We start from the raw sequence: 13,527 nt of genomic DNA on the forward strand, positions 1-13,527 counted from the left end.
GGCAGCAACGATGCCGGTCGCGACGGCCCGGGACGGGGCGGCGGGTGCGAGGGCGTTTTGGGGCTTCCACGGGCCGCGGCGCTGGCCTAGTCAGCGACAGTGTCGAAAGCCCGTAACGGAGCGGTTTCCTCCGGGCTCCAAACCACTCTAGTGTCTGATCCGAACGTTCCATGAGCGGCTTGCGGCCGCGCTTTAAGAGACCCTGCCCATGTCTGGCGAAGCCCGTAGCGAGTCCTCGCAGCCGATAACGCTGGAGGCTCTGGGTAAGAGCTTTGCGAAGATCCTGAGCAAGCCGGAGCCGGATGCGCTTGAGCAGTCCTATCTCCGGCAGGCGTTTGATGATTATGCCGCTGAAGAAACCCCCGAGATCGCGGGTGACGACCTTGCTGTCGTGCTGGCCGCATTCTGGCGCTCCATGGTGGGCCGCAAGGCCGGGGGGGCGGCCCGGATCACTATCGGTCCCCTGACCGGAGCCGACGGACGTCTGACCGGTTGCGACAGTGTCCAGATCATTCAGGACGACCGGCCCTTCCTGGTCGACAGTGTCATGGGCGAGCTGGCTGAGGCCGGCGTAACCGTGCGGGCCCTGTTCCATCCGGTGGTCGAGGTGGCCGGGCCCGGCGGCGATCTCGCGCGCACCTCCATGATCATCGTGATTATCGACCCCCTGCCCCAGGAGCGACGCGACGCCCTGGGTGAAGGCCTGGCCCGGTCGTTGAGCGATGTGCGGGCGGCGGTGGTCGATCATGCCGCCATGAACGGACTGATGGCGCGATCGATCGCCCATCTGGAAGCCTGTCCTCCGGGTGTCGATCCCGCCGTGCTCGAGGAAAATCTGGCCTTTCTGAGCTGGCTTAACGACGACCATTTCGTATTCCTCGGTGCCCGCGACTATGAATATCCGCGCAGCGCCGACGGGGGGTATGAGGCGGAGGCCCCGCTCAGCCAGTCCGGTGAGGGCCTCGGGGTGCTCAGCGATCCCGAGCGAACCGTCCTGCGTCGCGCCAATGAGCCGGCGGTCCTGACCCGGCAGATGAAGCGGCAGCTGGATATGTCGGAGCCGGTGACGGTGGCGAAGGCCAACCTCCGTTCGCGCGTCCATCGTCGGGCCTATATGGATTACATCGGGGTCAAACGGTATGGCGCGGACGGACGGCCGTCCGGCGAAACCCGCTTCGTCGGCCTTTTTACGGCCGAGGCCTACGATCGCACGGCATCCCAGGTCCCCCTGGTGCGTCGCAAGGTGACCAATGCCCTGGCCCGCGCCGGCAAGGTGCCGGGAAGCCATAATGAAAAGCGGCTCCGCAACATTCTCGAGAACTATCCCCGCGACGAGCTGTTCCAGATCCGCGAGGATGAGCTGCTGGAGATCGCCAACGGCATTCTCCATCTCTATGATCGGCCACGGATCAAGACCTTCACCCGACCCGACCCGTTCGACCGGTTCGTTTCTGTACTGACCTTCATCCCCCGTGAACGCTTTGACGCCGGCGTACGTGAGCGGATCGGCAGGATCCTGGCCCAGGCCTGGGGGGGGCGTCTTTCAGCCTGGTATCCGCAGCTGTCAGATCAGCCCCTGGTGCGGATCCACTATATCATCGGGGTGACTCCGGGTGATCATCCGTGTCCGGACCAGGCCGTGCTGGAAGCGGCTGTGGTGGAGGCCGGCCGAAGCTGGATCGACCGTTTCGAAAGCGCCGTTCGGGCGGCCAATTTCGATGAGGTCGCCGTCGGACCGGTCAGTGCCAAATGGGCCGAGGCTTTCGGTGCCGGCTATCGCGATCGCTATGATGCGACCGAGGCTGTTGAGGACCTTCAGGCGATTGACCGCCTGAACAACTCCGGACGTCTTGATGGCGGAGAGCCGGTTTCGGTTCGGGCCTTCAGAACCCCGACCGACGGAGTCCTGCATTTCCGGTTCAAGCTCTATCGGCGAGGGGCGGCGGTGCCGCTGTCCGATGTCTTGCCGATCCTGGCCGACATGGGCCTGAAGGCGCTGGAGGAGTGGGGCCATCCGATCCGTCCGATTGGCGATCACCCCATTCATGTTCATGAATTCCTGCTTGAGGACCCACACGGCGAGGCCCTGACGTTTGGCGACATCAAGGGGCCGTTTGAGGAGGCCTTTTCAGCGGTCTGGTCCGGGCGAACCGAAAGTGACGGGTTCAACAGACTGGTGCTTGAACTGGGCGTCAGCTGGCGTGAGGCCGCACTGATTCGCACCCTGGCCCGGTACCGGCAGCAAACCGGCCTCGACCCCAGCCAGGTGGTGCAGGAAGAGGCCCTGCGCCAATATCCCGAGGTAGCGCGGGCTATTCTGCTTCTGTTTCAGGCCAAATTCGATCTGGAGGGCGGTGACACTGCAGCCCGCAAGACGCGGGTTACGGAGCTGACCGGGCGGATAACCCGGCTCCTGCAGGACGTGAAAAGTCTCGACGATGATCGCGCCCTTCGCCGCATTGCCCTGCTGGTTCAGGCGATCAAGAGAACCAACTATTATCAGTCGGGTCCGGACGGGGCTCCCAAGCCCTATATTTCGATCAAGATCGCTTCGCGCGAACTCGAATACCTGCCCAAACCCTGCCCGTACCGCGAGATTTTCGTTTGGGCCCCTCATGTGGAGGGCGTGCATCTGCGCTTCGGCCCGGTGGCGCGGGGCGGATTGAGGTGGTCGGATCGCCGGGACGATTTCCGCACCGAGGTTCTGGGTCTGGTCAAGGCGCAGCAGGTCAAGAACGCGGTGATCGTGCCGGTCGGCTCAAAGGGGGGGTTCTATCCGAAATGCCTGCCCAAGGGCGGCGACCGCGATCTCGTTCAGGCCGAAGCCATCCGAGCCTACAAGACCTTCCTGTCCGGCCTTCTGGACATTACGGACAATATCGCCGCTGACGGCTCGGTGGTGCATCCTCATGACACGATCATCTGGGAGGGTGATGATCCCTATCTGGTGGTTGCCGCCGACAAGGGTACGGCGACCTTTTCCGACATCGCCAACGGCATTTCCGCCTCCTATGGCTTCTGGCTGGACGACGCCTTCGCCAGTGGCGGTTCGGTCGGTTACGACCACAAGGTCATGGGCATTACCGCGCGCGGTACCTGGGAGGCGGTCAAGCGCCACTTCCGGGAGATGGGCAAGGACATCCAGACCGAACCCTTTACCGTCGTCGGGGTCGGCGACATGTCGGGTGATGTGTTCGGCAACGGCATGCTGCTGTCGAAGGCCACCCGGATCGTTGCCGCCTTCGATCACCGGGATATCTTTATCGACCCCAATCCGGATCCCGCCACCTCCTGGGTCGAACGCAAGCGCATGTTCGAATTGCCGCGTTCGTCCTGGCAGGACTATGACAAGTCATTGATTTCCGAGGGTGGCGGCGTCTTTTCCCGATCGGCAAAATCGATCGCGCTAACCCCGCAAATTCGGGAAGCGCTGGACATCACCGATGAGGAGCTCGATCCCGCGGCCCTGATGAAGGCCATTCTCAAGGCCCCGGCCGAACTGCTCTATTTCGGCGGCATAGGCACCTATGTGAAGGCCGGAAACGAGACCGACGCCCAGGTCGGGGACAAGACCAATGACGCCATTCGCGTCGACGGGGCCGAGTTACGGGTCAGGGTCGTTGGTGAGGGGGCCAATCTGGGCCTGACCCAGGCGGGCCGGATCGAGTTTGCGCGTCTTGCCGGCGGTCGTATCAATACCGACGCCATCGACAACTCCGCCGGGGTCGATTCCTCTGACCATGAGGTCAACATCAAGATCCTGACCAGGGCGGCGATCGCCTCGGGGGCGTTGCAGGCTTCTGATCGCAACGCGCTTCTGGCCTCAATGACGGACGAGGTCGGTCTCAAGGTCCTGGCGCACAACTATGACCAGACCCTGGCCCTGACCCTGCAGGAAGCCGAGGGGGCCCGTGGCCTTGAGGCCCAGCAGGGTTTCATGATCGAGCTCGCGGCCCGGGGTAAGCTGGACCGCAAGGTCGAGGGTTTGCCCGACGATCTTCGACTGGCCGAGATGAAATTGTCCGGGCAGGCCCTGAGCCGCCCGGAGCTGGCCGTCCTCACTGCCTATTCGAAGATCGAATTGTTTGATGAAATCGTCGCATCGGCGGCTCCCGAAGACCCGTTCTTCGAGGAAACCCTGGTGCGCTACTTCCCCGGTCCGCTGGCGAAGTTTGAGGCCGATATGAAGCGTCACCGGCTGCGGCGCGAGATCGTGGCGACGATCCTGGCCAACGAGATCGTCAACATGGCCGGCCCGACCTTTCCCGAGCGGCTGCGACTCAGCGCCGAGTGCGACACCACCGCCATGGTCATTGCCTTCGAAGCGGCCCGACGCGTGTTCCGGCTCGACGAGGCCTGGGATGCGGTCTCGGCGCTGGATCTGAAGATATCGGCCGAGGCCCAGACCCGACTCTATGCCGAGATCGGCACGGTTCTGCGCCGCCAGACTTTCTGGCTGGCCCGCCGGGCCGCGCGGGCCGGCGCGACCGTCGGGGGGTTGATCGCCGCCTACCGTCCGGCTGCCGACGTGTTGCGCGCCAATGGCGGCGCGGTCCTGTCCCATTTCGAACAGGACCGTCTGGAACATCGGGTGCAGACCTTTATCGGCCTGGGCACTCCGGTTGAGATGGCGCGCACCATTGCCCTGCTTCGGCCGCTGGTGGCGACGTCCGATATCGGCGACCTGGCGCGTGAGGCCAAATGGCCGGAGCCTCTGATGGCGCGCCTGTATCATCAGGTCGGTGCGGCGTTCGACTTTGATCGGCTGCGCGCGGCGGCGGGCGCAGTCCCTTCGGCGGATCATTTCGACCGCCTGGCTGTACGCCGGATGATCGAGGACCTGATGTCCGAGCAGATGGTGCTGACCCGTGCCGTGGCCCGGTCTGTCGATGCTTCGGTCGGGGAGAGCGAAGCCGCTGCCGAACGGGCTGTGGATGACTGGATCGGACCGCGCCTGAAGATTGTCGAGGGGGTTCGCGCTTCCGTGGATGAGATCGAGGCCTCGGGGTCCGGCTGGAGCTTCGCCAAATTGACCATCGCCAACGGGGTAATTCGCGAAGTGGCGGCATCGGCGACCTGATGCTGACGATGATCGAAAGGAATGCCCGTGCCACGTAAATTCCTGGTCGTCGTCGACGACAGTCCGGAGTTCGACGCCGCCCTGCGCTATGCGGCACGGAGGGCCCGCTCAACGGGGGGGCGTGTCGCCCTGTTGCGGGTCATTCCTCCTGGGTCTGATGCCCACTGGTCGGGGGCCCGCGATGAAATCCAGCGGGAACTGCGGGCCGAGGCCGAAGGCCTGTTGACCCGGCTCGGAGAGACAGCGGCGGAACGGTCGGGGGCGCAACCGCTGTTCCTGATTGAGGAGGGTGAGCCGCAGGCGGCCATTCACAAGGTCGTGGGCGAAGATCCCGAGATCAAGATCCTGGTCCTTGCTGCCGGCTCGGGTGCGCGCGGTCCCGGTCCGCTGGTCACCGCTGTGCTCAAACAGGGCGCGGCCTTCGGGGGGCGGAAATTGCCGGTGACCATCGTGCCCGGTGAGTTGACGGAACAGGACATCGAAGATCTGGCCTGAAGAGGTCTGCGTCGCCGAGCGGGCTTGAAAGACGGCACTGCTGCGCGCATCTGCACATCATGTTTATCCAGACCGAAGCGACGCCGAATCCGAACGTCCTGAAATTCCTGCCCGGGCGTGATGTGTCCCCTGCCGGTGTTCATGAGTTTCTCGACACAGAGGCTGCCACCGGTTCCCCCCTGGCCGGGGCGTTGTTCCAGGTCGAAGGCGTCACCGGTGTGTTTTTCGGCGCGGACTATGTGTCGGTGACCCGTGACCCCGCTGTTGACTGGACCGGGATCAAGGCACCGGTTCTGGCGGCGATCATGGACCATTTCGTTTCCGGCGCGCCGCTACTGTCGGGCGAGGTCGGGACCTCTGACCAGCACGCCGAGGACGACAGTGAGGTCGTCCTCGAGATCAAGGCGTTGCTTGACAGCCGGGTGCGCCCGGCTGTGGCCCAGGACGGCGGTGACATCCTGTTCGACTCGTTTGACGTGGAAAGTGGCGTGCTGTCGCTGCGGATGCGCGGTGCCTGTGCCGGTTGTCCATCCTCGTCCGCGACGCTCAAGGCCGGGGTCGAGCAGATGATGAAACACTACATACCCGAGGTCACCCGCGTCGAGCAGGTTCTCTAGGGCCATTCATCCGCTTTGAAACGATTTCGTCCTCGTCATCGGGCGGGGTCGGTGCCATTCTTGTGGCCATGTCCCGTTTTCAATACGATCCTGCTGCGCGGCGCCTGGGCGAGTCCCTTGCGGCGCTGCGACACGAACGCGACCTGAGCCAGGCAGAAGCCGGGGCCCGTGTCGGCATGACGGGCCAGGGCTGGGGGCTGTACGAGGCGGGACGGCGACCGGGGCTGTTCCGGCCCGATGTTCAGCGGCGTTTGACCGGGGCTCTCGATTTCACTCCTGACGCCCTGATGCCGGGCCCGGTCTCAGCGTACGCGGCTGAAGCTGCGCCGGTTGTTGCGGGCGTTGAGGAGCGGGGCAGGGCGTTTGACGCCGGCGAGGCGGCGTCAAAGCCGGAGGTTCGTCGTCTACAGCTGTCCAACGATGACCTCAGTCCATGGGCCGCGTCGGGCGTGGTGCTGGAATACCAATCCGGACGCTGGCCGCGGCGCGATCAGGGCTGTGTTATCCAGATGCAGGACGGGAGCGTGCGTGTTCGCCTGTATGAGTGGGCCGATGATGGAGTCGTGAGTGTTCGGGGAGGTCCGGGCGGCCTTGCGGTAACGGTGCAGATTCCGCGTTCCGACATTTCCATGGTTTCGGCCGTCATGGCGCGCCTGGAGTTCTGAATGAAACAAAAGCGTTGTATTTTCTTGCGGCCCATGAAACAGTTTCGTCAGGTTCAACGGACGGAAGCTGACCATGGGTGTGCGGTCCGGCGACAGTGTGGACGTCTATGTCGGTGCGCGCATCAGCCTCAGGCGGTCAGCCCTGGGTATGTCGCAGTCGGCGCTGGCGGGCGAGCTGGGGATCAGTTTTCAGCAGGTCCAGAAATACGAGACCGGGGCCAATCGTGTTTCAGCCTCGCGCCTGCATCGTATCGCCACCATTCTCGGTACGTCCGTGGAGGCCCTGTTTCCGCCGGTCGAGACCGCCGGTGGCGGATCAGAGAGGCCGGACTGGCTGGGAAAGGTTCGCCACCTGCAGGCTTCCGCCGAGGGGCGCACGGTGGCGACGGCTTTCCCGTTGATCGCCGACCTTCAGGTCCGGCGAGCGGTGGCGCGGATCGTCGAGAGTCTGGCGCGGGCCGGCTGAGGCCTGACAGCCGGTGTCAGCCGTGAGGGTTCTGGTTGTCGATACAGCCCTGTCGCTGTGTACCGCCGCTGTCTTTGAGGGCGGTCGCCCCCTGGCCGTGCGCTCGGAGGTGATGCTCAAGGGCCATCAGGAGCGTCTGGCCGGTCTTGTGGCTGGGGTGGTAGCTGAAGCCGGCGGCGGATTTGAAGCCGTGGACCGGATCGGCGTCACCACCGGTCCGGGGTCCTTTACCGGCCTCAGGGTTGGACTGGCTTTTGCCCAAGGGCTTGGTACGGCCCTGAACCGACCGGTCGTGGGGATTTCCACGCTCGATGCCCTGGCTGCATCGGTTGATGCGACGTCGGATGACGCTGACGTCGTGGCCCTGATCGACGCTCGCCGGGGTCAGGTTTATGCGCGATTCTGGTGTGCCGGGACGGCCACAGGCCCGGCACAAGCCCTGTCGCTGGAAGCGGCCGGCGGGCGGTTGGCTACTTTGGCTCCGGGGGCGACCCTGGTCGGTTCGGGCGCGATCCTGATGGCAGAGGGGGCGACCGACGCCGTGATCGCCGACCTGTCGGGCCCGACGCCGGCCGGACTCGCGCGGCTGGTTGCGGCGGCGGATCCTGCCGCGGCTCCGGCCCGGCCCGAGTATTTGCGTGCGCCGGACGCCACGCCGCCGACCCGACTGCCGGGCCGACCCAGAAGTCCGGTGAAGGACAAGTGACCGCGGCGCGGCAGGATCCGGCGTCTCTGGCGGCGATTCATGCCGAGGCCTTCGAGTCGGCCTGGTCAGAAGCGGCTATTGCCGATCTGCTGGATCAGGCAGGGGTGATCGCCGTGTCCCGTCCGGGGGGGTTCATTCTGGTTCGGGTCGTCGCAGACGAGGCGGAAATACTGACGCTGGCTGTCGCGCCCGGTTCGCGGCGCGCTGGTCTGGGTCTTTGGTTGACCGAACAGGGGGCGCAGATGGCTGCGGCGGCCGGTGCTCGCCGTCTGTTTCTCGAGGTCGCTGCGGATAATGTCGCCGCGCGAACCCTGTATGCGCGTGCCGGGTTTGCGGTCGCCGGGCAGCGACCAGGCTATTACGCGCGGAAGGAGTCACCGGCAGTGGACGCCCTGCTTCTGAGCCTGAACATACCAAGGTCGCTTCCCATACCCTGATTGCCTGCCTATCCTGCCTCTCCATGGACCGGATTGAGAAACTTTGCGCCGATCGCGGCATGCGCATGACCGAACAGCGGCGCGTTATTGCGCGTGTGTTGTCGGACGCCGACGATCACCCCGATGTTGAGGAACTGTATCGACGGGCTTCGGCCATCGACCCCCATATCTCGATCGCCACGGTCTATCGGACCGTGCGGTTGTTCGAGGAGGCCGGGGTCGTGGAGAAGCATGATTTCGGGGACGGCCGCTCGCGTTATGAGGAGGCGGGTGATGATCATCACGACCACCTGATCGACGCCAAGTCGGGTGAGGTCATCGAGTTTTTCGATGCCGAGATTGAACGCCTCAAGACCGAGATCGCGGAACGCCTCGGCTTCAAGCTGATCGGTCACAAGCTGGAACTGTACGGCACGCCGATCGAGGGGGCCGAGCCGTCCAAGCGGGAAGGCCTCATCTTTACCCGTCAGTCCCATCGGCACGAGGACTGAGGCCCCCCTCCGCCTTGCGGAGGCCGGGTTCGACGATCATAAGCCGGTCATGACCGAGACCCTCGTTCCGCCCGCGATCGATGGAGACGGTGTCGCGCCTCCCGAGACGGGAACCCGGCACCTGTTCATCAAGACCTACGGCTGCCAGATGAACGTCTATGATTCCGAGCGCATGGCCGATGTCTTGCGCCCGCTGGGCTATGCCACCACCGACAGCCCCGAGGACGCCGACTTTGTCATCCTCAACACCTGCCACATCCGCGAAAAGGCGGCCGAGAAGGTTTATTCCGAACTCGGCAAGCTGAGAGAATTGAAAGACGCCCGGGCGAGGAATTCGACGACTGCGACAGGGAATTCGAAGACTCCGATGATTATCGCCGTGGCCGGCTGCGTCGCCCAGGCCGAGGGCGAGGAGATCATGCGCCGTCAGCCGGCGGTCGACCTGGTGGTCGGGCCGCAGGCCTATCACCAGCTGCCGGAGCTGCTGACCCGCACCGCCCGGGCCCGCGGCGAGCGGATCGGGGCCGATTTCGCGCCCAATGCCAAATTTGACGCCATGTCGTCCGAACGGATCGGACCGCGCGGCGTCAAGGGACCGACGGCCTTCCTGACTGTGCAGGAAGGTTGCGACAAATTCTGCACCTTCTGTGTCGTGCCCTATACGCGCGGCGCGGAGTGGTCGCGACCCGTAGCGGACATCCTGATCGAGGCCCGGGCCCTGGCGGAGCGGGGCGTGCGCGAGATCACGCTGCTGGGCCAGAACGTCAATGCGTACAACGGCGCGGGCCCGGACGGCGCGCCCTCGACCCTGGCGCGGCTGGCGCATGCCCTGGCCGAGATCCCGGGGCTGGACCGGCTGCGCTATACGACCAGTCATCCCAATGACATGAGTGAGGACCTGATCGCCGCCCATGGCGAGCTGGACGTCCTGATGCCCTATCTGCATCTGCCGGTGCAGTCCGGCTCGGACCGCATCCTGCGGCTGATGAACCGCAAGCACGGCCAGAAGACCTATCTCGACGTGATCGACCGGATGCGCCGGGTCCGGCCGGACATGGCGATCTCGGGCGATTTCATCGTCGGATTCCCGGGCGAGACCGATCGTGATTTTGCGGACACCCTGAACCTGGTGCGGCAGGTCAACTATGCTTCGGCCTTCTCCTTCATGTATTCGCCGCGTCCGGGCACGCCCGCCGCCGCTATGGCCGGTCAGGTGCCGGAGGCCGTGGCCCGCGAACGGCTGCACGCGCTGCAGGCCCTGCTGTTCGAACAGCAGACGGCCTTCAATACGTCCCAGACCGGCAAGACCCTGCCCGTCCTGTTCGAGCGCAAGGGACGCAATCCGGGTCAGGCCATTGGTCGCTCACCCTATCTCCAGTCGGTTCACGTCGAGAACGGGGAGCATCTTCTCGGCCGGATCGTTGCTGTGGAGATTGAAAGCGGCACGCAGAACAGTCTGGCGGGTCGTCTTGTTGAGCAGAAGGCGGCCTGATGGCGCGTGAGTCCGAGTTCCTGACCCTTGATGACCGGGCCCTGCGGGCCGTCATCGGTCCCAACAGCCGCCACGTCGCCCTGATCGAGGATGCCTTCAAGGTTCTGGTCGAGGCCCCCGGTGGTGGGGTCTCGATCAACGGCTCGGCCCGAGACCGCGCCCATGCCCGGCAGGTGATCGAATCGCTGGTCAAACGGGCCGACAAGGGGGCCGAGGTGACCGAGGCCGATGTACGCACCATCATGGGCACGATCCGTGGCGGTGGCGTCAGCACAGACCCTATGGCCCTGCCGGTCGGCAAGCGCGGGGCCATTGTGCCCAAGACCAATGCCCAGGCCCGCTATCTCGAAATCCTGGCCCGCTGTGAGCTCAGTTTCGGGGTCGGCCCGGCGGGCACAGGCAAGACCTTCCTGGCGGCCGCCTACGGGGCCTCCCTGCTGCGCCGGGGCCAGGTCGATCGTCTGGTCATCACCCGGCCGGCGGTCGAGGCGGGTGAGAAGCTGGGCTTCCTGCCCGGCGACCTGAACGAAAAGGTCGACCCCTATCTGGCCCCGATCTGGGAGGCGCTGAACGACATCCTCGGCCCCGAGGACGTGCAGCGCCGCCGCGACAAGGGCGAGATCGAGGCGGCCCCGATCGCCTTCATGCGCGGTCGCACGCTCAGCCATGCCTTCGTCATCGTCGACGAGGCCCAGAACACCTCACGCCTGCAGATGAAGATGGTCCTGACCCGTCTGGGCGAGGGGGCCCGGATGGTGGTCACCGGCGACCCCAGTCAGGTTGACCTGTTGAATCCCCGCGATTCCGGACTGGCCCACGCCCTGCGCATCCTGCGGGATGTGAAAGGGGTCGGGGTGCTGGAATTCGAGGCCCAGGACGTGGTCCGTCATGCCATGGTCGAGCGGATCGTGCGCGCCTATGACGCCGATGCAGGGCGCGACCGGCCGCGACCCGATCTTGAGGACACGGCAAGCCGATGATCGAGATTGTTGAGGACGACGCTGACGGCTGGTCCCCTGTCGGTCCGGACCTGACCGGCGTGGTCGAGCGCGCCGCCACGGCCGCCCTCGGGCGGATCGAGGGCGAGGTCGTGGTGCTGCTGACCGATGACGCCGGCGTGCGTGACCTGAATGCGCGGTTCCGGGGCAAGGACAAGCCGACCAACGTCCTGTCCTTTCCGGCGGCCGAGGGAGCGGGAGACCTGCTCGGCGACATCGCCCTCGCCTCGGGTGTTTGCCGCGCCGAGGCCGGGGCCCAGGGCAAGACCCTGGCGGATCATCTCAGCCACCTTGTGGTGCACGGGGTGCTGCATCTGCTGGGTCGGGACCATGAAGACGATGTCGAGGCCGAGGCGATGGAGGCCGAGGAGCGGTCGATCCTTGCCAGCCTCGGTGTCGCCGACCCATACAGGTCCGATGCTCAAGCTTGACCCGACCCACCCGCGCCACGCCCTGATCCTCCGCTGGATCCGGATCGGTCTGGCCCTGCTGGCCGGTGCGGGGACGGCGCTGGCTCACCCGCCGTTCGGCGTCCTGCCCGGCCTGCTCGGCTATCCGCTGTTGATGCTGCTGGCGGAACGCTCGACCTCGGTGCGGGGGGCGTTCTGGATGGGTTGGCTGGCCGGGTTCGCCTATTTCTTCGTCGGCTGCTGGTGGGTGGCCGAGGCCTTTCTGGTCAACCCGGACCAGGCCTGGATGGCTCCGTTCGCCGCCAGTTTCCTGCCCATGGGGCTGGGTCTGTTCTGGGGCGGCGCGACGGCCCTGTACCGTCGTTTCGCTCCGGCCGGTATCCGCCGGGTGTTGGTGTTCGCCGCCTGTTTCGCCCTGCTGGAATGGCTGCGCGGACATGTTCTGACGGGCTTCCCCTGGAACCCGGCGGGAGCCAGCTGGAAGGCCGGTTCGGCGATGTCCCAGTTCGCCGCCGTTGCCGGAGTCTACGGCCTTGGCTTCGTCACGGTCGCGGCGGTTTCGACCCTTGGCCTGTTGCGGGGGCCCGAACTTCGCCGGGCCCGGATCGGCGGCGTTGCGGCTGGCCTTCTGGTCCTGGCCGCCCTCTGGATCGGTGGCACCATCCATCTCGGCCAGGCCCGGCTGCAATTTACGGACACCCTGGTTCGGATCGTTCAGGCCGACGTCCCCCAGGAGTCCAAATGGACGGCTGAAGCCTATCGCGGCATTGTCGACCGCTATGTGAGCCTGACCTCCGCGCCCGGCCGGTCGGTTCCGGATATTGTCGTCTGGCCCGAAGGGGCTCTGCCGGCGACAGCCAATGAGGTTTTTGGAGCCGGATCGCCGGATGCCGTTGCCATCGCCCGTGCGCTGCAGCCGGGTCAGGTTCTGATGGTCGGTCTCGGGCGGGGGGAGGCCGATGCGACAGCCGAGAGCGGCGCGCGCTATTTCAACAGCCTGTTCGTGCTGCAGGATGTGGGAGAGGCGGGTCTTCGCGTCACCGCGATTTACGACAAGCACCGGTTGGTACCGTTCGGTGAATACCTGCCGCTGGGCCGGTTGATGAGCCGTCTCGGCGTCCGCAGTCTGGTTCATGTTCCGGCCGACTTCAGCGCCGGGCCGACGCCCGCCCCGATCGGCCTGCCGGACGGGAGCCGGGCCCAACCGTTGATCTGTTATGAAAGTCTGTTCCCGGGGTTTACGTCGGGGGGTGCCGGACGGCCCGACTGGATCGTGAACGTTTCCAATGATGCCTGGTTCGGTCAGAGTTCGGGGCCCCTGCAGCACCTGAATCTGGCCAGCTACCGGGCTATCGAAACCGGGCTTCCGGTGGTTCGGGCCACGCCAACCGGCGTGTCGGCGATGATTGATCCATGGGGCCGTGTCGTCGATGGCCAGAGATTGAATTCCGGCGAAAGTGGCGTGATTGACGCAGCGCTTCCGCAACCCGCGCCTGTGACCATATTTGGTCGCTTCGGCGACCTGTTGTTTTGGCTGGCGATAATCGGCGGATTAGTCCTGACGGCCCCCAGAGTGCAGGCGTGGCGGGCGCGTGGGGGTTGAATCAGGAACCGTCATTTTCCTGATTTTGGGTGACAGCTCGCGCCTGTGGGCGCATTGCAGGATGTGT

General features: G+C 65.3%; 12 protein-coding genes. All 12 read left to right on the forward strand.

From position 1 onward, the window contains the following. Positions 1–208 precede the first annotated feature (208 nt). The 12 genes from AAC050_RS08675 (at position 209) to lnt (ending at position 13,460) form a co-directional block, all read left to right on the forward strand. Positions 209–5,080, forward strand: a complete 4,872-nt coding sequence (locus AAC050_RS08675; protein WP_339914680.1) for an NAD-glutamate dehydrogenase — start codon at positions 209–211, stop codon at positions 5,078–5,080. Positions 5,081–5,101: 21 nt separating this feature from the next. Continuing rightward, complete coding sequence (locus AAC050_RS08680) at positions 5,102–5,575, forward strand: universal stress protein (RefSeq protein ID WP_339914681.1); 474 nt, start codon at positions 5,102–5,104, stop codon at positions 5,573–5,575. Positions 5,576–5,634: 59 nt separating this feature from the next. Then, entirely contained in the window at positions 5,635–6,192 is a 558-nt protein-coding gene (locus AAC050_RS08685; protein WP_339914682.1) for a NifU family protein, read from the forward strand. Positions 6,193–6,260: 68 nt separating this feature from the next. Continuing rightward, complete coding sequence (locus AAC050_RS08690; protein WP_339914683.1) at positions 6,261–6,857, forward strand: helix-turn-helix transcriptional regulator; 597 nt, start codon at positions 6,261–6,263, stop codon at positions 6,855–6,857. 73 nt (positions 6,858–6,930) lie between these two features. Continuing rightward, positions 6,931–7,323: a helix-turn-helix transcriptional regulator gene (locus tag AAC050_RS08695; protein WP_339914684.1), complete on the forward strand. Its 393-nt coding sequence runs from the start codon at positions 6,931–6,933 to the stop codon at positions 7,321–7,323. Positions 7,324–7,345: 22 nt separating this feature from the next. After that, positions 7,346–8,029 carry a tRNA (adenosine(37)-N6)-threonylcarbamoyltransferase complex dimerization subunit type 1 TsaB gene (gene tsaB / locus AAC050_RS08700; protein WP_339914685.1) on the forward strand — a complete coding sequence of 228 codons (684 nt, stop codon included), beginning with the start codon at positions 7,346–7,348 and terminating at the stop codon, positions 8,027–8,029. Continuing rightward, positions 8,026–8,466 (forward strand): GNAT family N-acetyltransferase, encoded by a 441-nt coding sequence (locus tag AAC050_RS08705; protein WP_339914686.1) that lies wholly within the window; start codon positions 8,026–8,028, stop codon positions 8,464–8,466. The genes tsaB and AAC050_RS08705 overlap by 4 nt, the downstream gene beginning before the upstream one ends. Before the next feature lie 23 nt (positions 8,467–8,489). Continuing rightward, positions 8,490–8,957, forward strand: a complete 468-nt coding sequence (locus tag AAC050_RS08710; RefSeq protein WP_339914687.1) for a Fur family transcriptional regulator — start codon at positions 8,490–8,492, stop codon at positions 8,955–8,957. A gap of 49 nt (positions 8,958–9,006) precedes the next feature. Continuing rightward, the gene (gene miaB / locus AAC050_RS08715; RefSeq protein ID WP_339914688.1) at positions 9,007–10,449 is read left to right on the forward strand and encodes a tRNA (N6-isopentenyl adenosine(37)-C2)-methylthiotransferase MiaB; all 1,443 of its coding nucleotides are present in this window, start codon (positions 9,007–9,009) and stop codon (positions 10,447–10,449) included. Continuing rightward, the gene (locus AAC050_RS08720) at positions 10,449–11,429 is read left to right on the forward strand and encodes a PhoH family protein (RefSeq protein ID WP_339914689.1); all 981 of its coding nucleotides are present in this window, start codon (positions 10,449–10,451) and stop codon (positions 11,427–11,429) included. Before miaB ends, AAC050_RS08720 begins: the two co-directional genes overlap by 1 nt. Then, the gene (gene ybeY, locus AAC050_RS08725) at positions 11,426–11,878 is read left to right on the forward strand and encodes an rRNA maturation RNase YbeY (RefSeq protein ID WP_339914690.1); all 453 of its coding nucleotides are present in this window, start codon (positions 11,426–11,428) and stop codon (positions 11,876–11,878) included. Before AAC050_RS08720 ends, ybeY begins: the two co-directional genes overlap by 4 nt. Next, entirely contained in the window at positions 11,865–13,460 is a 1,596-nt protein-coding gene (gene lnt / locus AAC050_RS08730) for an apolipoprotein N-acyltransferase (RefSeq protein WP_339914691.1), read from the forward strand. The genes ybeY and lnt overlap by 14 nt, the downstream gene beginning before the upstream one ends. The last annotated feature ends 67 nt before the right edge of the window (positions 13,461–13,527 follow it).

The sequence above is a fragment of the uncultured Brevundimonas sp. genome (assembly GCF_963974615.1).
Classification (GTDB): Bacteria; Pseudomonadota; Alphaproteobacteria; order Caulobacterales; family Caulobacteraceae; genus Brevundimonas.